At 70.6% G+C, this 24,148-nt stretch carries 26 protein-coding genes and 2 pseudogenes; 19 read left to right on the forward strand and 9 right to left on the reverse strand.

The features are described from left to right. Positions 1 to 186: 186 nt before the first annotated feature. The 9 genes from ACFVXC_RS22095 (at position 187) to ACFVXC_RS22135 (ending at position 9,948) form a co-directional block, all read left to right on the forward strand. Entirely contained in the window at positions 187 to 1,779 is a 1,593-nt protein-coding gene (locus tag ACFVXC_RS22095; protein WP_389907604.1) for an ABC transporter substrate-binding protein, read from the forward strand. Continuing rightward, positions 1,776 to 2,873 (forward strand): ABC transporter permease, encoded by a 1,098-nt coding sequence (locus ACFVXC_RS22100; RefSeq protein ID WP_389907606.1) that lies wholly within the window; start codon positions 1,776 to 1,778, stop codon positions 2,871 to 2,873. The genes ACFVXC_RS22095 and ACFVXC_RS22100 overlap by 4 nt, the downstream gene beginning before the upstream one ends. After that, complete coding sequence (locus ACFVXC_RS22105) at positions 2,870 to 3,844, forward strand: ABC transporter permease (protein WP_389907608.1); 975 nt, start codon at positions 2,870 to 2,872, stop codon at positions 3,842 to 3,844. The genes ACFVXC_RS22100 and ACFVXC_RS22105 overlap by 4 nt, the downstream gene beginning before the upstream one ends. Beyond that, entirely contained in the window at positions 3,828 to 4,934 is a 1,107-nt protein-coding gene (locus ACFVXC_RS22110) for an ABC transporter ATP-binding protein (RefSeq protein ID WP_389907610.1), read from the forward strand. Before ACFVXC_RS22105 ends, ACFVXC_RS22110 begins: the two co-directional genes overlap by 17 nt. Then, positions 4,931 to 6,046, forward strand: a complete 1,116-nt coding sequence (locus tag ACFVXC_RS22115; protein WP_389907612.1) for an ABC transporter ATP-binding protein — start codon at positions 4,931 to 4,933, stop codon at positions 6,044 to 6,046. The genes ACFVXC_RS22110 and ACFVXC_RS22115 overlap by 4 nt, the downstream gene beginning before the upstream one ends. A 135-nt stretch (positions 6,047 to 6,181) precedes the next feature. Then, the gene (locus tag ACFVXC_RS22120; RefSeq protein WP_389907614.1) at positions 6,182 to 7,408 is read left to right on the forward strand and encodes an acyl-CoA dehydrogenase family protein; all 1,227 of its coding nucleotides are present in this window, start codon (positions 6,182 to 6,184) and stop codon (positions 7,406 to 7,408) included. A gap of 2 nt (positions 7,409 to 7,410) precedes the next feature. Further along, positions 7,411 to 8,553, forward strand: coding sequence for an LLM class flavin-dependent oxidoreductase (locus ACFVXC_RS22125; protein ID WP_389907616.1), 1,143 nt, complete (start codon positions 7,411 to 7,413; stop codon positions 8,551 to 8,553). Next, positions 8,550 to 9,308 carry an alpha/beta hydrolase gene (locus tag ACFVXC_RS22130; RefSeq protein WP_389907618.1) on the forward strand — a complete coding sequence of 253 codons (759 nt, stop codon included), beginning with the start codon at positions 8,550 to 8,552 and terminating at the stop codon, positions 9,306 to 9,308. Before ACFVXC_RS22125 ends, ACFVXC_RS22130 begins: the two co-directional genes overlap by 4 nt. A gap of 106 nt (positions 9,309 to 9,414) precedes the next feature. After that, positions 9,415 to 9,948 (forward strand): flavin reductase family protein, encoded by a 534-nt coding sequence (locus tag ACFVXC_RS22135; protein WP_389907620.1) that lies wholly within the window; start codon positions 9,415 to 9,417, stop codon positions 9,946 to 9,948. Between the two features lie 400 nt (positions 9,949 to 10,348). Here ACFVXC_RS22135 and ACFVXC_RS22140 read toward each other — a convergent pair whose 3' ends face one another. Then, positions 10,349 to 10,528, reverse strand: a complete 180-nt coding sequence (locus ACFVXC_RS22140; RefSeq protein ID WP_389907622.1) for a hypothetical protein — start codon at positions 10,526 to 10,528, stop codon at positions 10,349 to 10,351. Between the two features lie 38 nt (positions 10,529 to 10,566). Between ACFVXC_RS22140 and ACFVXC_RS22145 the strand changes: the two genes are divergently transcribed. Then, positions 10,567 to 11,436 (forward strand): phosphotransferase family protein, encoded by an 870-nt coding sequence (locus ACFVXC_RS22145; RefSeq protein ID WP_389907623.1) that lies wholly within the window; start codon positions 10,567 to 10,569, stop codon positions 11,434 to 11,436. On the opposite strand, the gene ACFVXC_RS22150 is transcribed toward ACFVXC_RS22145, so the two are convergent. Then, complete coding sequence (locus tag ACFVXC_RS22150; protein ID WP_389907625.1) at positions 11,428 to 12,402, reverse strand: helix-turn-helix transcriptional regulator; 975 nt, start codon at positions 12,400 to 12,402, stop codon at positions 11,428 to 11,430. The two genes, ACFVXC_RS22145 and ACFVXC_RS22150, sit on opposite strands and share 9 nt — an antisense overlap. A 136-nt stretch (positions 12,403 to 12,538) precedes the next feature. Between ACFVXC_RS22150 and ACFVXC_RS22155 the strand changes: the two genes are divergently transcribed. Together ACFVXC_RS22155 and ACFVXC_RS22160 are read left to right on the forward strand one after the other, a co-directional pair. After that, positions 12,539 to 12,934, forward strand: coding sequence for a RidA family protein (locus ACFVXC_RS22155; RefSeq protein ID WP_389908051.1), 396 nt, complete (start codon positions 12,539 to 12,541; stop codon positions 12,932 to 12,934). Between the two features lie 98 nt (positions 12,935 to 13,032). Then, positions 13,033 to 13,218 (forward strand): annotated as a pseudogene (locus tag ACFVXC_RS22160) (hypothetical protein); the annotation flags it as partial. Here the strand turns inward: ACFVXC_RS22160 and map are convergent. Then, on the reverse strand, positions 13,208 to 13,990 hold the full coding sequence (gene map / locus ACFVXC_RS22165; protein WP_389907627.1) for a type I methionyl aminopeptidase: 783 nt from the start codon (positions 13,988 to 13,990) through the stop codon (positions 13,208 to 13,210). The pseudogene ACFVXC_RS22160 and the gene map sit on opposite strands and share 11 nt — an antisense overlap. A gap of 65 nt (positions 13,991 to 14,055) precedes the next feature. Between map and ACFVXC_RS22170 the strand changes: the two genes are divergently transcribed. After that, positions 14,056 to 14,361, forward strand: coding sequence for a helix-turn-helix domain-containing protein (locus ACFVXC_RS22170; RefSeq protein ID WP_389907629.1), 306 nt, complete (start codon positions 14,056 to 14,058; stop codon positions 14,359 to 14,361). A 380-nt stretch (positions 14,362 to 14,741) separates the two neighbouring features. On the opposite strand, the gene ACFVXC_RS22175 is transcribed toward ACFVXC_RS22170, so the two are convergent. Together ACFVXC_RS22175 and ACFVXC_RS22180 are read right to left on the reverse strand one after the other, a co-directional pair. After that, positions 14,742 to 15,380, reverse strand: coding sequence for a hypothetical protein (locus ACFVXC_RS22175; protein ID WP_389907631.1), 639 nt, complete (start codon positions 15,378 to 15,380; stop codon positions 14,742 to 14,744). Between the two features lie 372 nt (positions 15,381 to 15,752). Beyond that, positions 15,753 to 16,244: an RrF2 family transcriptional regulator gene (locus tag ACFVXC_RS22180; RefSeq protein ID WP_389907633.1), complete on the reverse strand. Its 492-nt coding sequence runs from the start codon at positions 16,242 to 16,244 to the stop codon at positions 15,753 to 15,755. 106 nt (positions 16,245 to 16,350) lie between these two features. Between ACFVXC_RS22180 and ACFVXC_RS22185 the strand changes: the two genes are divergently transcribed. Next, on the forward strand, positions 16,351 to 17,091 hold the full coding sequence (locus ACFVXC_RS22185) for an SDR family oxidoreductase (RefSeq protein ID WP_389907635.1): 741 nt from the start codon (positions 16,351 to 16,353) through the stop codon (positions 17,089 to 17,091). Positions 17,092 to 17,160: 69 nt separating this feature from the next. Here the strand turns inward: ACFVXC_RS22185 and ACFVXC_RS22190 are convergent, their stop codons facing one another. Then, positions 17,161 to 17,964 carry a sulfite exporter TauE/SafE family protein gene (locus tag ACFVXC_RS22190; RefSeq protein ID WP_389907637.1) on the reverse strand — a complete coding sequence of 268 codons (804 nt, stop codon included), beginning with the start codon at positions 17,962 to 17,964 and terminating at the stop codon, positions 17,161 to 17,163. Between the two features lie 94 nt (positions 17,965 to 18,058). Here ACFVXC_RS22190 and ACFVXC_RS22195 point away from each other — a divergent pair, with 94 nt between their 5' ends. From ACFVXC_RS22195 to ACFVXC_RS22205, 3 genes are all read left to right on the forward strand, one after another. Beyond that, positions 18,059 to 18,841 (forward strand): helix-turn-helix domain-containing protein, encoded by a 783-nt coding sequence (locus tag ACFVXC_RS22195; protein WP_389907639.1) that lies wholly within the window; start codon positions 18,059 to 18,061, stop codon positions 18,839 to 18,841. Between the two features lie 422 nt (positions 18,842 to 19,263). Then, the gene (locus tag ACFVXC_RS22200; RefSeq protein ID WP_389907641.1) at positions 19,264 to 19,782 is read left to right on the forward strand and encodes a transglycosylase SLT domain-containing protein; all 519 of its coding nucleotides are present in this window, start codon (positions 19,264 to 19,266) and stop codon (positions 19,780 to 19,782) included. Between the two features lie 52 nt (positions 19,783 to 19,834). Beyond that, entirely contained in the window at positions 19,835 to 20,971 is a 1,137-nt protein-coding gene (locus ACFVXC_RS22205; protein WP_389907643.1) for an LCP family protein, read from the forward strand. Positions 20,972 to 21,007: 36 nt separating this feature from the next. On the opposite strand, the pseudogene ACFVXC_RS22210 reads toward ACFVXC_RS22205, so the two are convergent. From ACFVXC_RS22210 to ACFVXC_RS22220, 3 genes and pseudogenes are all read right to left on the reverse strand, one after another. After that, positions 21,008 to 21,426 (reverse strand): annotated as a pseudogene (locus ACFVXC_RS22210) (MMPL family transporter); the annotation flags it as partial. A 118-nt stretch (positions 21,427 to 21,544) separates the two neighbouring features. Further along, positions 21,545 to 22,411: a GNAT family N-acetyltransferase gene (locus tag ACFVXC_RS22215; RefSeq protein ID WP_389907645.1), complete on the reverse strand. Its 867-nt coding sequence runs from the start codon at positions 22,409 to 22,411 to the stop codon at positions 21,545 to 21,547. An 86-nt stretch (positions 22,412 to 22,497) separates the two neighbouring features. After that, on the reverse strand, positions 22,498 to 23,052 hold the full coding sequence (locus ACFVXC_RS22220) for a DUF6417 family protein (protein WP_389907647.1): 555 nt from the start codon (positions 23,050 to 23,052) through the stop codon (positions 22,498 to 22,500). 382 nt (positions 23,053 to 23,434) lie between these two features. On the opposite strand from ACFVXC_RS22220, the gene ACFVXC_RS22225 reads away from it, so the two are divergent. Next, complete coding sequence (locus ACFVXC_RS22225; protein ID WP_389907649.1) at positions 23,435 to 23,794, forward strand: ANTAR domain-containing protein; 360 nt, start codon at positions 23,435 to 23,437, stop codon at positions 23,792 to 23,794. 71 nt (positions 23,795 to 23,865) lie between these two features. After that, a complete protein-coding gene (locus ACFVXC_RS22230) occupies positions 23,866 to 24,000 on the forward strand; it encodes a hypothetical protein (RefSeq protein WP_389907651.1) in 135 nt (44 codons plus the stop codon). The last annotated feature ends 148 nt before the right edge of the window (positions 24,001 to 24,148 follow it).

The raw sequence follows: 24,148 nt of genomic DNA on the forward strand, positions 1-24,148 counted from the left end.
GACGGCCCACGCCTGATCCGGCGCGACGGTCCGTTCCCCGGTGCGAGTGGCGCCGCTGACCCGATGCGCGAGGCCACTCTCTCCTGCCCTCCCCGCCTCCCTCGCCCGTGCCCCGCACACCGGGCGTCCCACGGTTTCGCCCGATCGCCCGAGCGGCATCGGCGCGGCCGAGAAAGGTGCGCACGCATGCCGAAGTCCGGCACACCCTCCCTCTTCGGAGCATCGGCCGACACCGACGATGCGCCGCTCGCCCGGCTGCCCGCCCCCGGACGCAGAGCCTTCCTCGGGATGTCGCTCGGCGCCGGTGCGGCCCTCACTCTCGCCGCCTGCGGGGGTGAGTCCACGGCGGGTGGCACCGGCGGGGGAGGAGTCCTCAAGTGGGGCTGGGACCTGCCGACTTCATGGGATCCGGTCACCTCGTCGGCCGGCTGGGACGTGCACTCGCTCTCCCTCGTCTACGCGGGTCTCACCAAGCTCGACGAGAAGGGCGAAGCCGTCCCGGCTCTCGCCCGCTCCTGGACGTACGACGACGAGGGCACGGTCGTCTCCTTCGCTCTCCGCGAGGGGCTGAAGTTCAGCGACGGGAGTCCGGTCGACGCCACCGCGGTGAAGAAGAGCATCGAGCGGGGCCGCGACTACAAGAAATCGCTGATCGCCGCTCAGCTCATCGGGGTCAAGAAGGTGACCGCAGTGGACGAGCACACCGTCGAACTGCGCCTGAGTGAACCGGACTTCCAGATCCCTGCCCTCCTCGCCGGCAAGACCGGCATGGTCGTCAACCCGAAGGCCTTCGAGCAGAACGCGGCGAGCCTCGCCACCAAGCCCGCGGGCGCAGGACCGTACACGCTCGCCTCCTACGTCGAGAACTCCAAGGCCGTTCTGCGCGCCAACCCCCGCTACTGGGACGCCGGGCACATCAGGACGCAGAACTTCGAGCTCTATCCGCTCCCCGAGGCCTCGACAGTCGTCGCCTCGCTCAAGTCGGGGCAGTACAACGTCGCGCAGATACCCGGCAGCCAGGTCGAGGCCGCCAAGGCCGCGGGGCTCAAGGTCCAGGTCATCCCGTCCATGGTGGTGGCCGTACTCGACGTGCACATCGGCAGGGAGCCCTTCACCGACCCCGATGTGGCGCTCGCGCTGAAGTACGCCATCGACCGCGACGAACTCCTGAAGACAGCGTCGTTCGGCTACGGCCAGGCCACCCGGCAGCCATTCCCGCACGGTTACGCCGGCCACGACGAGGCACTCGACAAGCTCTTCCCCTACGACCCCAAGAAGGCCAGGGAACTCCTCGCCAAGGCGGGTCACGCCGACGGGCTCAAGATCACGCTCGCCGCCCAGAACGGCGAGGGCGTACCGGAGTTGATCCAGGCGCAGCTGAAGAAGGTCGGGATCACCGCCAAGATCGAGACGATCCCCGCGGACCAGTCGACACAGATCGTGTACATCCAGCGGGCCAAGGCCCTGTACGTCGACCAGTTCGCCGGGCGGGACTCCGCCGTCCAGGGATTCCAGGTCCTCTTCGGCAAGGAAGGCCTGATGAACCCGGGCCGGACCGTCTCACCCGAGCTGGAGAAGGCCCTCGACGCCGTGCGCCGCACCCCGCTCGACGACCCGAAGTACCCCGATGTCCTGCAGAAGGCCACGGGCATCGCCGTACGGACCATGCCCAACGTGTTCCTGTACACCGTGCCGCGCATCCTCGCCCGCAGCCCCAAGGTGTCCGAGATCCCCGCCTACACGGTCGTCCAGCGATTCGAGGGGGTCACCGTCTCATGAGCGCCCCCGCACTCTCCGGCACGAAGACACCTCCCTCCGCCCCGGGCCGCCTTGAGGCCCGCCGCACGTGGGCGCCGCTCACCCGGCGACTGGCGGCGGCGCCCCGTCCACTGGGGCGGGTGCTCGTCACCACGGCCACGGTGTTCTTCCTTGCCTCGCTCCTGACATTCGCGCTCGGAGCCCTGTCCGACGCCAATCCAGCGGCAGCTGTCCTCGGAGACACGGCCACCCCGGCCGACATCGCCCGCATGGAGGCCGAGTTCGGGCTCGACCGCCCGTTGTACGCGCAGTACTTCACCTGGCTCGGCAGCGCGTTCACCGGCGACCTGGGCGTCTCGTGGTTCACCAGCGTCCCCGTGGCCGACAGCATCGGGCAGGCTCTCCCGGTGGACTTGTCCATCGCCGGGCTCGCCCTGCTGCTCGCCGTGGTGCTCGGGGGCGGCGCGGGCATCGCCGCCGCGCTCGACAACGGTGGTCGTATCGACCGCGCCGTGACGCTCGTCTGCTCCGCGCTCGCCACGCTGCCGCCGTTCCTGATCGGCATCGTGCTCATCGTCGTCTTCGCGGTCCAGTTCGGCGCGCTGCCCACCGGGGGATACGAGCCGCTCGGCTCCGGGATCGGACCCTGGCTGCGCTACGCGATCCTGCCCGCCTTCGCGCTGAGCCTGGACGCCGCCGCCTCCATCGCCCGGCAGCTGCGCACCTCCCTCGTCGGGGCGCTGCGGGAGAACTACGTGACCGGCGCCGAGATGCGCGGATTCTCCGCCCGGCGCGTCCTGTTCGGGCACGTGCTGCGCAACGCGGCGGGTCCCGCGCTGACCGTCCTGGGCGTGAGCGTGCCGGTCATCCTCGGCGGCGCGGTAGTCACCGAGAAGATCTTCAACCTGCCCGGGATCGCCCAACTGTCCCTGCAGTCGGCGGAGCGCCACGACATCCCCGTCATCCAGGGCACCCTCCTGGTCACCGTTGCCGTGGTGCTCGTCGCGAACGTCGCGGTCAACGCGGCGCTCGCCGCCCTGAATCCGGCCGCCCGCAGGAGCGCCACCGGCCGTCGCGACGGGGGCACTTCGGGGACCGCGGGAGGTACGGAATGAGGGTTCTTCGCCGTACGTCGCGTCGGCGCTCGGCCCGCGTCGCGCTCGCCGTCCTCGGCCTGGTCGCGCTGCTGGCCGTGGCGGGAGGCGCGCTCGCCCCGCACGACCCCCTGGGCCAGAACCCGACGGACATGCTGCAAGGACCCAGCGGCGGCCACCTCCTTGGCACCGACTACCTCGGGCGCGATGTGCTCAGCCGGCTTCTGGACGGCACCGGGCTCTCCCTGATCGGGGCGCTGGAGGCCGTCGCCACAGCGATGCTGCTCGGGATCGTTCCCGGGGTCGCGTCCGTATGGCTCGGCCGGACCTTCGAATGGACCGCGCAGCGCGCCGCCGACACATTGATGATCATGCCGTTCACGGTCTTCGCGATCGCCGTGGTCGGCGCCCTGGGCAACGGCATGCACCAGGCGATGGTCGCGCTCGGCGTGCTGTTCGCGCCTCTCTACTTCCGGGTCACCCGCGCCGCCGCGCTCGGTCTGAAGCAGGCGCAGTACGTGGAGGCGGCCGAACTGATGGGCTCCTCGCGGTGGTGGATCCTGCGCACCCACGTCTGGGGCAAGATCCTGCCGACGGTCGCGGTGACCACGGCCCAGATGGTCGGCCAGGCGCTGCTCGTCGTCTCCTCGCTGACCTTCCTCGGACTCGGCGTCCAGCCGCCCGCACCCACCTGGGGCGGAATGCTCGCCTCTGACCTGGGCTATCTCGCCCAGCAGCCGTGGGCGCCGCTCATCCCCGGCGCCGCGATCATGATCACTGTCGGGTCGCTCAACCTCCTGGCCGACGCGATCCGCGACAGCGGCGCACCGGCCGCGGCGGACCTCGGGGCGCCCGCGCCCGCCGCACCGGCCACCGTCCCGCAAGCGTCCGCGCCCGTTCCCGCCGAACCGTCCAACGCGCTCAATGTGTACGGGAGCGCGCACGTCACCCAGGATCCGAAGGAGGCCGATCGCCATGTCACAGCCGGTTGAAGCCGCCGACGAGACCGTCCGCGCGGACGGCACACCCGTCCTCACCGTCGAAGGCCTCGACGTCACCATCGGCGGCGCCGCACGCGCCGTTCGCGACGTGTCGTTGAGCCTCGGGCGCGGAGAATCCGTCGGCCTTGTGGGGGAGTCCGGCAGCGGCAAGAGTCTGACCTGCCGCGCCGTCCTCGGCGTCCTGCCTCCCGGATGCGAGGTGGGCCAGGGGAGCATCACCCTCACCGTCCGGGACGGTGAAACCGACGCGCCGACGGAACTGACCGCCTTGTCCCGCAAAGGCTGGAACGGCGTACGGGGACGACGCGTCGGAGCGGTCTTCCAGGACCCCGCCTCCTACCTCAACCCCTCACTCACCGTCGGACGGCAGCTCACCGAGCAACTGCGCGTGGGCCGTGGCCTGTCCCGCTCCGCCGCGCACGCCCGTGCCGTGGAGCTCTTCGCGGCCGTGGGACTGCACCGCCCCGATGAGCTCTGCCACCAGTACCCGCACGAGCTCTCGGGCGGCATGCTGCAACGGGTCCTCATCGCGATCGCCGTCTCCTGCGAGCCGGAACTCCTCATCGCCGACGAGGCGACGACAGCACTCGACGTCGTCGTCCAGGCGGAGATCCTCGATCTGCTGGGGACCCTCCGCCAGGAGCGGGGACTCGCGCTGCTGCTTGTCACACACGATCTCGCGGTGGTCGCCGAGAGCTGCGACCGAGTCGTCGTGATGTACGCGGGCGAGATCGTCGAGGACGGCCCGACCGCACAGGTCCTGGCCGCGCCCGCGCACCCGTACACACAAGCACTGCTGCGCGTCGCCTCCATCGGCGACTGGGGACGGCGCGAGCTCGACATCATTCCGGGCCGACCGCCGGAGACCGGCGAGAACCTTCCCGGATGCCGCTTCGCCGAGCGTTGCGCGTACGCCGAACCGGAGTGCACGGCAGGCCCGGTCGCGCTGCGCACGCTCGGCGACGGACGGCGGGCGCGCTGCCCGCTACCGACCAGGCCACCCGGCCTGCGGGAACCGGCGGATGCGGATGCCCTGCCGGCGGCAGGCCGGACCGTGGCAGCGCAAGGAGCCGCCCTGTGAGCACCGCACTGGCATCGCGGGGGAGCGAGCAGCCCGACGCGTCCACCTCCGGGGCATCGCTCCTGGAGGTCCGAGGGCTCGCGGTCTCCTACGGCCGCCGCGCCGGACGAGGGCCCGCGCGGCGCACGCGCGTGCTCAGTGATGTCCAACTCGCCGTGCGCCCCGGGGAGATCGTCGGCATCATCGGCGAGACCGGCTCCGGAAAGACCACCCTGGCCCGCACCGCCGTCGGCCTGGTGCGCCCCGACGCGGGCAGCATCACGTTCGACGGCCGCGACCTCACCTCGCTGAGCAGGGGCGAACTGCGGGACTTCCGCCGCTCGGGGCGCGTCCAGTACATGTTCCAGGATCCGTTGCGCTCCCAGGACCCGGAACTGACCGTCCGCCGGATCGTCGCCGAACCGCTCGCGGCCGTCGGCGCGCTGGACCGGCAGGAGCGCGCGGCGCGCGCCGACGAGGCCCTGACGCTGGTCGGCCTCGACCCGGAAGTCTTCGGCTCTCGCACCCCCGGTCAGATCTCCGGCGGCCAGCGCCAGCGGGTCTCGCTGGCCCGCGCGATCGTCACCCGCCCCCGACTGCTCCTGACCGACGAGCCGGTCAGCGCCCTGGACGCCTCCAACCGCAACCTCGTCCTGAGGCTGCTCGACCGGCTGTGCCGTGAACTGGGCCTGGCCATCGTGGTCATCTCCCACGACCTCAGTTCCCTGGCGGGTATCGCCGACCGTGTGGCCGTCCTCTACCGGGGCAGACTCGTCGAACAGGGGCCCATCAGCGAGGTCCTGGAACACCCCGGGCACCCGTACACGGCGCTGCTCACCGCGTCGGCGCCCAGTGTGCGCCGTGAACACCGTCCGCTGCCCGCCCAGTTGCGGGCGCCCGCCGACCGCGAGCCGTGGCCCGACGACGAGGGCTGCGTCTTCGCACCACGGTGCCGGTTCGCAGGACCGGACTGCCGCGAGGAGCCTGTTCCGGTGAGGGTCGCAGAGCGTGCCGCGGCCGAGACGGGTGACGGCGGAGTGTCGGCCCCTTCGGCTGAGGCACCGCCGTCAGCCGACACGTCGCTCACCGTCGCCTGTCACCACGCCGGCACCTGGCGCGACCACCTCGACTGACTGCCCCGCCCCCTTCCAGCGCCCCACCGGGGGACACCCCCGGCATCCGCCACCATCCACGCCCCAACTCCCGCCCCCAGCGACCGGAAAGCGGACCCAGCCCGCACCCCCCACCCCCCAACGGCCGGAGAACCCGTGACCCGCACCAGCAAGGCCCGCGCTCACCCCGGGGCCGCCGCCGACAGTCCAGCCCCCGCCCTGCCGCCCCTCGACCTCGACCGCCTGCCCGAGCTCACCCGCGCCCTCGCCGCCCGCGCAGCGGAGCACGACCGTGACGCCTCCTTCCCCGACGAGGGATTCGCCCTCGTCCACCAAGCCGGGCTGCTCACCGCGACCGTCGCGCCCCGGCACGGCGGCCCAGGGGTCGGGCTCGCCGACACCGTGCGCATCCTGCGCGCCCTCGGCACCGGTGACCCGGCCGTCGCCCTGGTCACCGCGATGACGCTGTTCGTCCACGCGGCCGAGGCCCGTATCCCCGCCTGGCCGGCCGGGGCGTACGAGGACCTTCTCGCCGACAGCGCCACACGGCCCGCCCTCGTCAACACCCTGCGCGTCGAACCCGAGCTGGGCAGCCCCGTGCGTGGCGGGCTGCCCGCCACGACCGCCCGCCGCGACGGCACCCAGTGGGTACTGAGCGGACGCAAGATCTACTCGACCGGCGCGGTCGGACTGAGCCGGATGCTCGTCTTCGCCCGCACCGATGAGGACCCCGTCCGCGTCGGCTCGTTCATCGTCCGCGCACCGAGCCCCGGCTTGAGCATCGAGCCCACCTGGGACCACGTGGGACTGCGCGCGAGCCGCAGCGACGACGTCCTGCTCGACGCCGTACGCGTCGAGCGGGCCGACGTCATCGCTCTGGCCGAACCCGGCGCGATCCCAGGGGCCCGCCCCGACCTCACCACCGGAGCCTGGAACGCGCTCGGCCTCACCGCGCTCTACCTCGGTGTCGCCGAGGCCGCTCGTGACTGGCTCATCGGCTTCCTCCACGAACGCGTACCCACCGCACTGGGCGCGCCCCTGGCCACGCTGCCGCGCTTCCAGACGGCAGTCGGCGAGATCGACACCGCACTCACCGGGGCCACCACGCTGGTCGACACCCTCGCGGCCCGCACCGACGCGGGCGACGAGAGCGCCGTCGGCCAGGCGGGCATGGCCAAGGTGCTCGGCACCCGCGCCGCCATCAACGCCGTGGAGCAGGCCCTCGCGCTGACCGGCAACCACGGACTGACCCGCGCCAACCCGCTCCAGCGCCACTACCGCGACGTGCTCTGCAGCCGCGTCCACACCCCGCAGGACGACTCCGTCCTCACCGCCGTCGGCCGCGCCGCACTCGACCGCCACACCGCACCGAAAGGCAAGTGACCATGACCAGCCCGTCGCCCGTCGAGTTCATCGGCATGATCGGCACCCAGCACGCATCCGAAACGCGGCCCGCCCAGGGCCCGTTGATCGACGCCGCTTACACCACCCGGTTCGCGCGCGCCCATGAGGACGCCGGATTCGACCGCGTACTCATCGGCTACAGCTCATCGCGGCCGGACGGGCTCCAGGTGGCCGCCCACGTCGCGGCCCGCACCGACCGTCTCGGCCTGCTCATCGCCCATCGGCCCGGCTTCATCGCCCCGACCCTGGCCGCCCGCAGCTTCGCCAGCCTCGACCACTTCACCCAGGGCCGCGTCGCCGTCCACACCATCACCGGCGGCAACGACACAGAACAGCGCCGCGACGGCGACTACTTGGACAAGGACGAGCGCTACGACCGGACCGACGAGTACCTGGGCATCCTGCGGCGCTCCTGGTCCGCCACCGACTCCTTCAGCCACGAGGGCCGCCACTACCGCTTCGAGGACTACACACCCGGAGTGCTGCCCTACCGCCCCGAAGGCATTCCGCTGTACTTCGGCGGCTCCTCCGAAGCGGCCTACCGTGTGGGCGGCAAGCACGCCGACACCTTCGCGCTGTGGGGCGAGCCGCTGGCCGAGACCGCCGCGCAGATCGCCTCCGTGCGCGACGCCGCCCAGGCCGCGGGCCGCGCCGAACCGCCCGGCATCAGCGTCTCCTTCCGCCCCGTGCTCGCGCCGACCGAGGAACTCGCCTGGGACCGCGCCCATCGCATCCTTGACACCATCAAATCCGGCGCCGGACGCCCCTTCTTCGACCAGGCCCGTCACCACACGGGCGCCACCTCACCCCAGAACGCCGGGTCCCAGCGGCTCCTCGCCGCCGCCGCCAAGCAGGACCTCCACGATCGCGCCCTGTGGACCCCCACTGCCACGGCAACCGGCGCGGGCGGCAACACCACCGCCCTCGTCGGCACGCCGGAGACGGTCGCTCAGGCACTCCTCGACTACATCGACATCGGCGTGAGCACGATCCTCATCCGCGGCTTCGACCCGCTCGACGACGCGATCGACTACGGCCGCCAGCTGCTGCCCCTCGTCCGCCAGGAACTGGCCCACCGCGCGGCCACGGCCACGCCCCTCACTCCGGCAGGAAACACCCGATGACCGACCTCGCCACCACCACTGCCGCCGCCCACACCTGGCGGCCACCCACCCCGATCGCACCGCGCGGCACGCTCGTCGTCCTGCCCGGGCGCGGCGAACACGGCCTCGTCTACGAGCGGCTGGGCCGCCGCCTGGCGGTCGACGGGTATGTCGTACATGCCCTGGACACCACCGTCGGCGACGCCCTGGAGGACGTACTGGCAGCCGCGGTGACAGCGGTGGGGCCCGACGCGACCACGCCCGTCGTCCTTGTGGGCAGCGACACGGGCGCCCTGCAGGCACTGCACCTGGCAGCCGGAGCCGATCCGCGGCTGCCGCTGGCGGGAATCATCGCGGCCGGGACCGCCACCACGTCTCCCGCGTCCCCCGGCCCCTCCGACTGGGACGCCGAACTCGGCGCGCGCACCGCCTGCCCCACGCACCGTCAAAGGCTCACCGACGACACACACTTCGAGCGTGGGCAGCTCTCCGCACCCGTGCCGGAACACCTCCTGCCCGACGCCCACCCCGATGACCTGCCCGCTCTGATCCTGCACGGTGCGGCAGACCCACTGACACCGCTCGCACAGGCCCGCGCCCTCGCCGAACGCCTGCCGCGGGCCGCCTTGGGCGTCCTGCACGAGGGACTGCACGACGTCCTCAACGACGCCTCGCACCGCACGACCGCCGCCCACGTCATCCTGTGGCTCGAGCGGCTGCGCACCGACGCGGACCTGCGCCCGATCCTGACGTTGGACCCGGAGCCCAAGGCCTGACGCGCCCCGCTCCGGGCCCGCACGACCCAGCTACCACGAGCCACCGCCCCGCTGCCGAGGCAGCGGGGCCGGCCCGGGGTGCCCCACCAGTTGAGAGGGAACCGCCATGACCACCTCCACCGACCGCCCGGCGGAGACGTCCGCGACACCCGCCACCGACGAGATGCTCCGCCGCACGCTGCGACGCCACGCCGCGGGGGTCACGGTGATCACCGTCCCGGGTCCCGCCGGTTTCACGGCCACCTCCTTCACCTCCGTGTCTCTCCGACCGGCGCTGGTCTCCTTCTACCTGGGGCTCAGCGCCTCCACCGCTCCGGCGGTGAGCGACGCCGACCGGTTCGCCGTTCATGTGCTCGGCACACACAACGCCGCGCTGGCGGGGCAGTTCGCGCGCAGTGGCGTCGACCGCTTCCAGGGCGTGGCATGGACCGCGTACGACGACGGCCTTCCCGTACTCGATGAGGCCCCCGCCTATCTGACGGCCAGGGTGACGCTGCGCCAGCGGGTCGGCGACCATCTTCTGGTCGTCGGCGAGGTCGAATCGGGGTCCGTTCGCCGGGATGCCGCGGCGCTGGTGCACCACGACGGGGCGTTCGGTTCAGTGACCGGAATCGACGACGTGCCGGGCCCACAGCGCTGATGCTGGTGGACCCGGCACAGTGTGGCCGCTCGTCCGATGGCGGCCTGGTCCGTCCGCCGGCGCGACGTGGCAACCTCCATCCAGGCACGGGCAGGGGCCCGCCGACGCACTCCGCACAGAGGTGGCACCCCTTGCGGCAGGAGTGCCGTCGCACGCCGAGAGCCGACTCCGGGCCCCGTGCGACACCGGGTCCCGACCGGCCGTCGCACCAACTGACGGGTCAGTGAAGCCGGTTACCGTGGAGGAGGTCCACGACCAAAACCGATGCCCCGTATAGGTCGCGCCTACGCGTGCTCGGCCCCGGCGGCGGAGTGATTCGGCGGGCTTGGGCCAGAGGTGAGGTTGCCCGAAGGCGCGGCGGCGCACTGTTCCTGCGGCCGTACCGCAACGGCCACGGACACTACTGGCTTGGCCTCGGCAGCAGCGCGACGATCACTGCCACGCCGCTCATCACTGGGATGATGAGGCAGGGGCGCCGGTGTAGGTAGGGGGCCTGTGATGCCGCGGTGAGCGAGTCCTCCAGCCGGGAGCGCAGGCCGTGGACGGTCTTCGGTCCGGGCTGCTTCGCCCACTGCTCCATGGCGGGACCGGGCCTGACACCTGGCAGGATCGCCTCCCATGAGTTCTGACCGGTGGAGCACCCACACGATCGAGATGGGTCCCGACAGCGTGACCAAGCGCTTCCGCGACGTGGATCGCGAGCGGTGCGAGCGCGAGTGGCGTGCCCTGAGGCTGCTCGACACATACGTCCCTGGGCTCGCACCACGGCCCGAGTCCGCCGATCCCGGAGCCGCAACGCCCACCGTGGTGATGTCCCGGCTGAGCGGCAGACCTCTGCGCGGGCACCCCGTCGACGAGCGGCAGATCGAGGCTCTGGCGGAGGCCGTCACCGCGCTGCACAGCGCGGTGCCCCCGTCAGCACTTGACGAAATCCCCCTCAGACCTGGACGCCAGGGCGAACTCATCGCCCACATCGACGCCTGGTCCGCGCACATCCCCGCGAGCACCTACGCTCGCCCCGGCAGCCCGGTGACCCGGGCCATGTCCGTGGGCCTTGCGTGGCTGGCCGAGTCGGGCCTCGACCCTTTGGACGAGCCATCGGTGCCCCCGGTCTTCGGCCCTGGCGACGGAAATCTCGCCAACTACCTCTGGGATGGCTCGCAAGTCCGGGTCGTCGACTTCGAGGACTCCGGCCGCAGCGATCGCGCCTTCGAGCTGGCGGAGATCACTGAACACGTGTCGAGCTGGGTGGACCACTCTCTTGATGTCCCGGCGTTCCTGGGGCACTTCGATCTGACGCCCGCTGAGGCTTCCCGGCTCCGAGAGTGCCGACGGCTCCTCGCCCTGGTCTGGCTCTTCCTGCTCTCTTTCGACGATCCGGACCATCCCAGGAACCCACCCGGCACCGCGGAACGGCAAGCCGGCCGTCTGCTGGAACTCCTTGACCGCACGGACACCCCTGCCACCACCCCGACCGTTTCAGGGTGAGTCTCCGTAGCGGGTGGCAAGCGCGGCGGCGCGGTTGCGCAGGGAGGCGCGCAACGACTCCGGGGCAAGGGCTTCCGCGTCCGTACTGAACTGCCAGAGCGCCCATTCGGCGTGTCGGGAGTCTTGGAACGTCACCTCCAGCCGCAGCCAGCCGTCGGGGTCGGGTTCTTCCGCGCGGACGGCCAGCGCGGTGTCCAGCAGGTCCTCCCGCCGCACCGGGTTCACCCGTACCAGCACGGTGATGTGGTCGCCACCGGAGAGGAACCGCGCGGAGCGGTCCCGCCAGATCCGGTCCAGATCAACCCGGTTCGGCCGCTGGGCCGTCTCGGGGAGCTCCTCGGCGGCCAGCACCCGCGACAGCCGGTAAGTGCGGTCCGCGCCGGATCTCGTGGCCAGCAAGTAGCCCCGGTCGCGTACGGTGACCAGGCCGATCGGGTCCACCGTGCGCCACTGAGGCGCCTGGTCCGTGGCCGCGTAGTGGATGCGCAGCTTGTGTCCGGCGAGCACCGCGCGCCTGACCTCGATCATTGCGGTGCCGCGTACCTCCTCAGTGACCAGGCGGCGTGAGAGCAGGTCGGTCTTCGGGTCGACGAGAAATCGCTGGGTCGCGTCGCTCGCGGCGGCCCGGTGGTTTTCGGGCAGCGCGTCGACCACCTTCCGCATGGCTGAAGCGAGCGCCGAGCCGAGGCCGAACACCCGCTCGCCGCGCCCTGATCCGGCGGTCAGTAAGGCGAGGGCCTCGTCGTGGTTCAGTCCGGTGAGCTCGGTCTGGAAACCGGGCAACAGCGCGAAACCGCCGTGCCTGCCGCGTTCGGCGTAGACCGGGACGCCCGCCGTGGACAGCGCCTCGATGTCGCGCAGCACGGTACGGGTGGAGACCTCCAGCTCGCGGGCCAGCGCGTCCGCTGTCAGGCGACCGTGTCGGCGTAGCAGTAGCACCAGTGAGACCAGTCGGTCGGCACGCATCCGCGAAGGCTAACGGAATACATGACTGAAGGTGTCGTGATTTGTTGGGAGGCTCGTTGACGCGACGTCAGAGCTGGTGGCTACCGAGCCGATGGACGTTCGTACTCGCGACGGATCGAATGGAGCTGAAGTGGCAGTGGAACGAACGTCGGTCAACCCGGTGACGTGGTCGGTGGAGATGGGCTTCAATCAGGGTGAGATCGTCTCCGGGCACACTCGGACCCTGTACATCTCCGGGCAGACCGCGATGGACGGTGACGGCAAGCCCCAGCATGAGGGCGATATGGCGGCGCAGTTGGCGCTGAGCATCAGCAACCTGGAGGCCGTGCTCGGCGAGGCCGGAATGTCTCTCCCCAACCTCGTCCGGCTCAACGTCTACACGACCGACGTCGATCAGCTCTTCCCGCACTACGGGGTGCTGGCGGCACGGTTGGGCGCGGCCGGGGTCGCGCCGACCACCACGATGCTCGGGGTGACCAGACTCGCGATCCCCGGCCAGCTGGTCGAGCTCGAGGGCACCGCCGTCGCGTGACGCGGCCTAGCCGCCCCTGCTGCTCATGCCGGTTCAACCGGCATGAGCGGCAGGCGTTGAGCCGTAAGATGTCGGCGCTTCGGCCCGTAGGGGGGAGCGACGTGGCCCAGACGATTGGCGGCGTCGACCGTCGGGCGGCCGACCGGGGCTACTGGCCGCGCTACGCGCGACCGACCCGTCGTCCGCACGCTGATCCGGAGAAGATCGCGGTGGATGCCGATGCCCATGGGCCGGGCATCGGTCGGACATTCGGCAAAGAGAGGGCGGAGGCCCTCACGGCCGCGCCTGCTCGGACAGAGTGAGGATTTCAGCTCCGTCGTCGGTGATGGCGATGGTGTGCTCACTGTGTGCGGTCCGGCAGCCTGTCGCGCTGCGCAGCGTCCAGCCGTCGGCATCGGTGACGAGCGTGGCGGTATCGGCCATCACCCAGGGCTCAAGGGCCAGCAGCAGTCCAGGGCGCAGCTTGTATCCACGCCCGGGCCGTCCGGTGTTCGCGACGTGCGGGTCCTGGTGCATGGTCGAGCCGATGCCGTGACCGCCGAACTCGGTGTTGATGGGGTAGCCCGCTTCGCCGAGGACCGTGCCGATGGCGTGGGAGAGGTCGCCGATGCGCGCCCCCGGTTTGGCGGCAGCGATCCCCGCGGCGAGCGCGCGTTCGGTTGTCTCGATCATCGCGACGCTCTCCGCGGGCCTGGCCTTGCCCACCAGGAAGCTGATGGCGGCGTCTGCGGCCACTCCGCCCCTGGAGACGGCCAGGTCGAGTGTCAGCAGGTCACCGTCGGCCAGCGTGTAGTTGTGGGGCCGTCCGTGAAGCACGGCGTCGTTGACGGCTGTGCAGATGTAATGACCGAACGGGCCGCGCCCGAAGGAGGGGGCATAGTCGACGTAGCAGGACTGCGCTTCCGCCTCCGTGATCATTTCCTTGGCCCACTGGTCGATGTCCAGGAGGTTCGCGCCGACCGTGCTGCGGCTCTTCAGTGTCTGCAGGATGTCGCCGACCAGCGCGCCGGTATCTTTCGCCCGGTCGAGCAGGGGGCGGCTCAGGATCTCAATCATGGGGGGCCTCTCGCGTGTGTCCAATAACTATACCGGTCTAACTGTACCGGTATTAGAATGGGCTCATGGTCAGGTTGTCGCTCACCCCCGCCGAGGTGGAACGCGGAGAACGCCTCGGTGTCCTGCTGCGACGGGCGCGGGGCTGCCGCTCCATGCTCGACGTCGCGCTCGCCGCGCGCATTTCGCCCGAGACTCTCCGGAAGATCGAATCCGGCCGCGTGGCCACCCCGGCTTTTCCGACCATTGCGGCACTTGCCGACGCTCTGGGGCTGTCCCTCGACGCGGTCTGGGCTGACATCAGCCGACCGGAGCGCACGGGTGAGGGGCGGTCGGCCTTGCCTGTCGCACGGCATGCGTCCTTGACTTCGTAACGCGTCGACTTCGTAACGCGTCGCGCTGTCCTCGGGGCAGGGCTGCATCGCTCCGTGTTCGAGATGCCCTTGAGCGCAGGCGGGCGGCGACGAGCGCGGCCCTCCGGCTGCTCCCGTCCGGACCAGGTGGTCCGGGCGGGAGCAGGGCAGTGGGGCCGGGCGGGTGGTCTGAACCCGGCCCGACCCTCGCCACCCTCGCCACCCTCGCCCTGGAGTGGAGGCCTGTCGTCGGGGCAGTGTCACTCCGCGTCGTGCCTGGTCGATTTCGGTGATGACGAGGAACGCCCCGGAGTTCTGGGTTATCGGACGGGCCCATGCCGTTCAGCTTGTCACCGAGGCGAGATCGTGTCGGAAAGAGAGCCAGGGTCAGCTGGACCGGCTCAGCCGGATACGGGGATGGCTTGCGGGTCGACCTCGCAGTGATCGACCGAGTCGACCAGGCCTTCGCCGCCGATGTTCACCCGTGCGGTGGCCTTGCCCTTCCCGGACACCTTGACCTTCGCGCTCTCCTCGATGATGGTGACGCCGTCTGCGTCCACGAAGGTGACCGACGCCCAGAAGCGGCCTTTCTTCCTGTTGTCGTTGGTCACCCTGACCGTCGCGTACGGCGCCTTCTTGGTCGCGCAGCTCACCAACTCGGCCTTCGCGTCCTCCAATTGCTCGCCGCCGGGGGAGCTGGAGGAGCTGGAGGAGGTGGAGTGGTGGGTCGGTCGCCGGTTGTAGGTGCCACCGCCGGTGCTGCTGCTTCCGTCGCCGCCGCTGCCGCCGCTGCCGTACGAATCGTCATGGTCATCGTCGTCGTAGCTCGAACCGGATGTCGTCGATCCAGATGATCCGGAGCTGCTCGACGACGAGCTGTCGTGGTCCTGGTTCGAGCTGCTGCAGCCGCCTCCGCCGCCACTACCGCTGCTGTGGCGACCACCACCGCCGTGACCCCGCCCCGTCGTGAAGCCGGTCAGCGCGAGTGCCGACAGCACCAGTGCCGCTGTGATCCTGAGTGTGCGCCCCCGAGTTGTCATTCGATCACCCTATCCACAGCCACCGACGGAGAGTGGCCCTGTAGGTGCACAGGCTCGCGTGCCGGGACCGCACCCTCGTCAACGAAGTACTCCGCGCCCGGTACGGCGCGCGGTTCACTCCCGGGCTTCGGTTCGACTAACTGCGGCGTCTGCTGGACCGGCGTGGAGTCCCTCTGCTGGAGATCCCCGAACTCCCGGCGAGCGCCCCGTACTTCCGAACCTTCTGGCAGCCCCACTCCCGCGTGGCCGTCTCCGGTATCGGCATGTACGGCGAGTACGGCACGCCGGACAGTCTGCGGAGCGGCGACGTGTAGAGCATCCAGACCCCTGTGACCCCTGTGGCCGCTGAGGAAGTGGAGCGGAGAGTGTCCCTCAGCCGGCGGAGCCGTTCACCGCGTTGAGCCACGTACCGATGGTCGGCAGAGCCTCCGGCCCGCTGTTCCGCTCCACCGTGCCGACCAGATCGGCGATGGAGACCGCCTGCAACGACGCCCGCCAGGCGGCGTCGGCGGCGGTCATCACGCGGGCGATGGGGCACGGCTCGGTGCAGTCGTCGGGAGGTGTCCCGAAGGGGCCTCGCTGGCGGATCTCTGTGCACACGAACGCCGGGCTCGCCCCGTCGACGGCGTGCACCACATCCAGGACCGCGATGTCGGCGGCGTCCCTGGTCAGTACGTATCCGCCCGTCTTGCCCTGGACGGACTTCACGAGGTCCGCCCGGGACAGGGCCTGCATCTGCTTGGCCAGATAGCTGGGCGAGACATCGTGCAGCTGCGCGAGGCGGGCAGCCGGGACCGGCTCGGTCGCAGCGGTCAGCACCACGCAGCAGTGCAGTGCCCACTCCACGCCGCCGGACAGTTTCATGCGCCCTCCCAGTTGACTCGGATACAGGTTATCCGAGTATTATCTCGGACAATAGATATCCGAGTTTGCTACGACAGCGGCACTCGGTTCACAGAAGGGTACGATCATGAACATCACGGTCATCGGCGGCACCGGACTGATCGGCTCCCAACTCGTCTCACGGCTGCGCGAGTCAGGCCACGAGGTGGTCGCCTCATCCCTGTCGACCGGAGTCGACCTGCTCACCGGCGTGGGCCTCGACCAGGCACTCAAGGGCGCGGACACGGTCGTCAACGTGTCGAACTCGCCCACGTTCGACGAAGCGTCCCCCGACTTCTTCCGCACCACCACGGGACAGTTGCTCGCCGCGGGGGAGCGCGCGGGCGTCCGCCACCAGGTCATCCTCTCGATCGTCGGAGTCGACCAGGTGCCGCAGCTCGACTACTACCGTGCGAAGACCCTTCAGGAGGACCTGCTGCGGCAGGGGCCCACCCCGTACTCGATCGTGCGCGCCACCCAGTTCTTCGAGTTCATGGACGCGGTCATGTCCTGGGAGGCCGACGAACAGACCGTCCGCCTTCCTGCCACGCGCATCCAGCCCATCTCGACGGCCGAAGTGGTCCAGGCCCTCGCCGACGTCGCCACCGCCGCGCCGCTCAACGGCACGCTCGACGTAGCCGGCCCCGACGTCTTCCGGCTCGACGAGCTCGGCAGCCTCACGCTGGCGGCCCGTAAGGACCCCCGCACCGTCGTCACCGATGAGAAGGCGGGCATGTTCGGCGCCGTCGAAGGTGATGTCCTTGTCGCGGGACCTGACGCGCGCGTTGCCTCCACCCACTACGAGGACTGGCTCGGCACCTCTCGCTAGTCGAGGTGCCCTGCCGCGGACAGGGCCCCTGCCACGCTCCGGTCTCGGTCGAACCGGTGAAGTGGCCCGTCAGGCCAAGAGCAGCATCGCGACCGTCACCATGCCGAGCAGTGCGACGTAGGCCCAGGCGTGGGCGCGGTCGGGGATTCGCGGCGGGCGCCGACGCAGCACAGCGATGACCGGCAGAGCCCCGAGGAGCAGCGCCGACGCGGCGCGCAGGTCGATCAGGCCCACCAGATGCACCTGCGCGTTCGCGGCGGCGGGCACCGCTGCCACCCCCAGGGACACCACGGTGGCGGGGAGCGCGATCGCGAGGGTGAGCGGGTTGGCCAGCGCGGTCGCCACCCGCATCGTGTGGCCGGCCCGCCGCATCGCGGGAACGGTCATGACGCTGCCGCCCACGCCGAGGAAGGCGGCCACCGCGCCGATCGGTGCGCCGAAGGCGGACGGCAGCGGTCGCGGATCCACGGATTCCCTCTCCACCGGGGCGTGCGGGCGCAGGAAACCGGGGCGCAGGAGCAAGTCGGCGATGGTGAGCGCGACGTACGCGATGAAGGCCCAGTGGGCGAGATCGTCCGAGGCCAGGCGCGTGGCCAGCGCACCGGCCGACGCGCCGAACGCCAGCAGGAGCAGCAGCCTGCCGCTGCCGCGGAGCGCGAATAGCACGCGCCGAGGTGTGACGACCGTCGCGAACCCCGCGTTCACCACCATCACCAGGGCAGAGGTGGCCGTCGCCACCCGCATCGCGTCCGCACCGAGTGCGGCGTCCGCCCAGACCACGACCGGCACCGCGACGAACCCGCCACCGAAACCGAACAACACGGTCGTGACTCCGGTGAGGAGCCCGACCCCGACCAACGTCACGAAGTCCATGGGTCCCACCCCACCAGCCGCGACGATCTACTCGCATGCGATGGTCGGCACAGTTCTATCGCGTGTCGGCCAGGAAGGCCCATAGGGTGGGCGGGTGAAGAACGTCCCGCTGGCCGATGTCGACCACGTCGACCGGGCCGTCCTGCCGATCGGTACCGACTACCCGCCCGGCCACGTCCTTGACTGGCACGAACACCGGCGCGCGCAGTTCCTCCACGGCGCCACCGGAGTCATGGTCGTCGACACCGCCGAGGGGACCTGGACGGTTCCGCCAGAGCGGGCCGTGCTCATCCCGCCCGCCACACGGCACCGGGTCCGCATGCTGGAGGTCAGCACCCGCAGCCTGTACATCGAGCCGCACGCCGTCCCCTGGTGGCCCGCCACCTGCACGGTCGTGGACGTTCCGCCGCTGCTGCGCGAGCTGCTCCTGGCCGCCGCGGAGTTCGAGGCCGACTACAGCCTCTCCGGGCGCGAGGGAAACATCGCCACGCTCCTCCTGTACGAGATCGCCGAGCGCGCCCCGCTCCCTTTCCACGTCGGGATCCCCGCCTCCGCCGACCTCGCGCGCCTCTGCCGCGAGTACCTGGCCGCGCCGGACGCCGACACCACCAACGCCGTATGGGCAGCCAGGGCGGCCATGAGCGAACGGGCATTCACGCGGCGCTTCCGCACCGAGACCGGCGAGAGCCCAGCCGTCTGGCGGGGGCGCGCCCGCCTGCTCGCCGCCGTACCCCTGCTGCGCACGGCGTCGGTCAGCGAAGTCGGCGCCCGCATCGGCTACGCCTCTCCCGCGGCGTTCACCGCCGCCTTCACCCGCGCCTTCGGCTTGCCCCCGTCCCGCTTCACCGCGAGCCGCCGAGGCGGCAGTCAGCTCTGACGCTGTGCGCGGACGGCGCGGTGAGGCGTCGACGGCGACCTGACCTGCGTGTTCGTGGAGAGCCCCCCGGCCGCCACCTGCGCAGCGGCATCGAGCCGCACTGATTACCCCCTGGACCCCGTTTTCAATCCCCGAGGACGCGCCAAACACCGCCGAAGCTGTGAGCCCACCCATAGGAGCCACGTCACATGCTAACGACGGTAGTAGACACCTCAAGGCCCCCGCGGACGGCCGTGAGTCTCCTGTGTGGCCCCTGACCAGGGCGTCCTGCGTACCGGGGTAGTACGTCACATCGTTGCGTCCCGCTCCGGCCACCGCTAACCCTTGCTGAAGTTCCGGAGGGGAATCGGGACCGAACCGAGCGAACCAGCTCGATTCGACCGAGCCCCCCCCACGCACTTCGCATTGGAGAGTTCCCCCGCATGGCCACGACCCAGACGCAGACCAGCACCGGCCGCACCACCCGCACCGCCCGACTGCGCAAGATCTCCGTCGCCGGCATCGCCACCGCCGGTGCCGCGGCCGCAGCCCTCACGCTGGTCCCCTCGCCCGCCCAGGCCGCCGAGCCGACCGCGGCGAGCACGAAGGCCACCCAGGCCGCCGCGGCCAAGAAGCCCCAGGCCGACAACCTCGACGGCTGGATCCGCGAGTCCCTGGACATCATGAAGTCCAAGGGCATCCCCGGCTCCTACGAGGGCCTGCACCGCAACATCATGCGCGAGTCCGCCGGTGACCCGAACGCCCAGAACGGCTGGGACGTCAACGCGCAGGCAGGCACCCCGTCCAAGGGACTGCTCCAGGTCATCCAGCCCACCTTCGACGCGTACCACGTCTCGGGCACCCCCAATAACCTGACCGACCCGGTCGCCAACATCACCGCGGCCGCGAACTACGCCGCCGACAAGTACGGCTCGATCGACAACGTCGACTCCGCGTACTGAGCCACCGGCCGACGCACCAACTGAGCCACCGGTCAACGAAAAGGGGCAGCGCATGCCGCACGAGAGCGACAACGAGCAGCAGGCGCACATGGCCGCAGGCCCCGCGGTGCCCGACTACGGGCCCGCGCGGGTACGAGGCTCCCGGCGCAAGCCGCGGAAGAAGACCCTGCGATACGTCGCATGGGGCGCCCTGGGAGCAGTCCTGATCGGCGGAGGAGGCGCCGCCTATGCCTGGCAGCACCTCAACGGCAACATCCATGGCACCGACATGAACGCCGTCCTCGGGCACGACCGGCCCAGCCAGCAGAAGGACGGCTCGATGAACATCCTCCTGCTCGGGTCCGACTCCCGGGCGGGAACCCACGGCCAGTACGGCAGTGGCGTCAGCGGAGCCCGCGCCGACACGGCGATGGTCCTGCACGTCGACAAGACCCACAAGAAGGCTTCGGTCGTCAGCATTCCGCGCGACACGATGGTCGAGCGGCCCCAGTGCGCGAAGCCGCAGGGCGGCAAGGCCGCCGGCGCGCAGCAGGCCATGTTCAACTCGTCGTACCAAGTGGGCGGACCGTCGTGCACCGTGAAGACGGTCGAGAAGATGTCGAACCTCCGCATGGACCACTACCTCGAAGTCGACTTCAAGGGATTCCAGAAGCTCATCGACGAGCTCGGCGGCGTGAACATCACCACCCACAAGGCGATCAAGGACCCCAACAGCGGCCTCGCCCTGAACGCGGGCAAGCACACGCTGGGGGGCAAGCAGTCACTGGAGCTCGTGCGCACCCGGCACGGCGTGGGTGACGGCAGCGACCTGGGCCGCATCCAGCTCCAGCAGGCGTTCATCAAGGCGCTGATCCACCGCGCCGACACCGTCGACCCGCTGGGCAGCCCGGCCAAGTCCTACGACCTGGCGGACACCGCCACCAAGAGCATCAGCGCGGACTCCGGCCTGGCATCGGCGGACAAGCTCCTCGGTCTGGCCAAGGAGCTCAAGGGCATCAGCCCCGACCACACCAACATGGTCACGATGCCGGTCACCTACGACTCCCAGGACTCGGGCCGGGTCCTGCCGCTGGACAAGGCGTCGCAGCGGGTGTGGACCGCGCTGCGCCAGGACCAGCCCATACCGAAGTCCGCGACGCGGGACTCCGTGGGCGACAAGACCGATTCGCCGGTTTCGGCGGGCGCCTGACCCGTACCCGGCCCGGGTCGCCGCGCCTGGCTGTGCCTAGTCGCCTCCCGTACGGCTGAGGGCTCCCGGCCACCACGCTTTCGGACCGATGTCGCGGACGAGAGCCGGTACCAGGAGCGACCGTACGACCAGGGTGTCCAGCAGGACTCCGAAGGCGACGATGAACGCGATCTGGACGAGGAAGGCCAGCGGGATGATGCCGAGCGCCGCGAAGGTCGCCGCGAGCACGACCCCGGCCGAGGTGATGACGCCACCGGTCGCGGTCAGGCCGCGCAGCACCCCTTCGCGCGCCCCGTGGCGCAGTGATTCCTCGCGGACCCGTGACATCAGGAAGATGTTGTAGTCCACGCCGAGGGCCACCAGGAAGACGAAGCCGTAGAGCGGTACGGAAGAGTCTGTCCCGCTGAAGCCCAGACGTGCTGGAAGACGAGGGCGGAGACTCCCAGAGTGGCCACCGTCGGCGCCGTGCACCGTGTGGACGGCGTCGCGCAGCCGGGCCACGGTGTCCTTCGCCGCGTCGCTGCCCCAGCCAGGGCAGCGACGCGGGTGTCCGATACCGCCGCGTGATCATTCTCAGGCGGCTCGGCTGACGTCCAGCCGTTCGGACGACGGCTCGTATCCAGCTGCCCTGTAGGTGGCGACGGCGGCAGCGTTCGAGCTCGGGGTGCTGACGAGTGCGCTTGACGCACCCAGTTCACGCAGCGCCGCCGCAGCGGCGACGCTGATCGCCGTCCCGTAGCCGCGACCGCGATGGTCGGCGTGCACGCCCACGGGCTCCAGCAGGCCGGGCTTGCCGGGTCCGGCCGACCAGACCGTCGCGGCGGCCACCGCGTTGCCCTGGTCGTCGTAGCCGATCAGGCAGCGGGCGTCGGCGTAGACCGGCCCGGCCGCGAGGACGTGCCAGATCTCCTCGGTGAAGCTCGGGCTGCCGAATGCCGAGCGGTGCACTGCGGTCCGCACCCCGGCAGTCTCCGGACCGGCTACCTCGATCCGCAGGCCGGAGTCCTTCACCGGCTCGGCGAGGTCGTGGCGCAGCGGCGTCCACGGCTCGTCCAGATTCCAGCCCGCCTCCAAGAGGACCTCGCGGAGCAGGGCGCCGTTGGGGATTTCGAGGCCGACCTTCCCAGGCGGCAGGACCCCGCGCTCCGGATCATTGAGGTCCGCCAGCAGTTGGCGCGCCAGATCACCGTCCTGCCGCAGGTCCGGCGCGGTCGTCAGGCGCAGCACATCAGGGGCGTCCAGGTATCCGACGGCAATGATCCGTCCGTCCACGCTCCAGGTGCGGACGGCCGCGGCCAGCCTCTCCGCGCCCAGCGCCCAGGCCCAGCCGAGGTCTCCCGGATGGAGTTGCAGCGGCGTGCGGTCGTCCTGCCATACGCCCAGGGCATCCACGACCCCGGTCAGACCGTCGACGCCGGGCTCGTTCAGAACAATCGTCATGTCCCGCACCTCACACCATCGCGGCGACCGGCCGCACCTGGATTTACTCAGCCAGTCAGATCGACAGGACACGCCCTGGCCGAGCCCTAGCCGCTCTCACCGCGCTGCGGCTCAGGAGTGAGGAGGGGAGCAGGGGGCGTATAGCTCACCCCGTACACACGGGCGAAGCGGTTGGCGGATGCCGCCGACCCACCGAGCCGCTCGAGAAAGAACGCCCGCGCCATCGACTCCATCTGCTCACCGCTCACATACACGACCCATCTGTTGGACGCGGCGTTGAACCGCGCCCCGTCCACCGCCGACTCCAGACCCGACGCCGGCCCACGACGCAGTCGCCCTCGCAAAGCGAGGAATCGCCTCAGCGTGTCCAGATCCGAGCGGCGCAGGCCCACCTGCTGCAACCCGGGTGAGGGAGCCTCGATACTCGGCGGAGCCGCCCGGGCCCGTGCGTACAGAAGCGCGTCCCATCCGTCGTCCGTCAGCTGCACCGCCCACGAGACCGTCCGGCCGGCCTTCGCCGAGAGCTCCGCCTGCTCCTCGCGGGGAGCCACCCGGGCCAGCCCGAGTCTCACCAGGGGGTCCATGGCGCGTTCATCGAGTCCGGGTCCTGCCGTGGCCCATCCATCGGTTGTGCGCTGCATGACAGCCACGCGTTGCAGCAGCGTGTAATGCTCAGCCGAGCGCCGCATCCTTGCCCCTCCCGCCGAACAGTGCGTTGCCGCGACGCTAGCGTGCGCCCCGGCCCGAAGGGGCGTTGTTTGAGATGGTCTACGCCCCGAAAACGCGGTCGATGCCGATGCGCGGCGCCGGTTTCAGAGCGACGTAGCTGGCTACCCGAGCAAAGCGATAGCACAGCGCTGTGCGACGTAGGCGCCGGTCGGTTGGGACAGACAGCCACCGGCGCCGCCCCATGCACGGAGTCAGCAAACTATGGCCATGGATATGGGGAATCTGCGATGCTCACCTCATCGGCCGGGCTGTCGGCCCGACAGGTTCTGCGTACGTAGATGAGAGGTAGAGCAGGTGGCTTCCTCGTCGGAATCTCTCAACACATCGGCACTGAATCCTCATCGGAATACCGATCAGCAAACCTCCGGCGATGACTGTGCGGATGAGGCCGCCGAGATCAAGGCGCTGCGCACCGAGGTCAATGAACTGCATCGCGCCATGGAGTCTCATCCGTCCATAGATCAGGCGCGGGGCATGCTGATGTCGCTGGGGCCGTGTACCGCCGAAGAGGCTTGGGAGATTCTGGTCGAGGTGTCGCAACTCTCCAACACCAAACTGCGCGCGGTGGCGGAGGAGCTGATCGCCACGACGGAGGGCGAGCCGCTGCCCGGCCCGGTCCGCGCGGCTCTGAGCAAGGCGCTGGCCAGACGGTAGACAGCGGAGGCTGAATCCAGCCCTCCAAGGAGCCCCAGGGCCCTCGTTGGAGGGTCCTCTACGGTGTGGCGATGCCACGCGCCTCCCTGCTCCTCGTCATCGACATGCAGAACACCCCGGTCGCCATCGCCTACCGGGCTGCCGAGACCGTCGCGGTGATCGCCGGGCTGCGCGAACGCGCGCATCCGGGTGCTGCCCGCGGCTGAAGTGGACTTCGCCGCGTCCTGGAAGTCGCACGTCGCGCCGCGCGACTTCCAGGGCGCGGGCCGCACGGGGCGAGGGCCCGGGGGTGGCCCTGGCGGGAGCCCGGCGGCCCCCGAACGGGGTGCGCTACGAGGAAGGGGAGGCCCTAAA

This window comes from Streptomyces sp. NPDC058257 (assembly GCF_042881845.1).
In the GTDB taxonomy this organism is placed as follows: Bacteria; Actinomycetota; Actinomycetes; order Streptomycetales; family Streptomycetaceae; genus Streptomyces.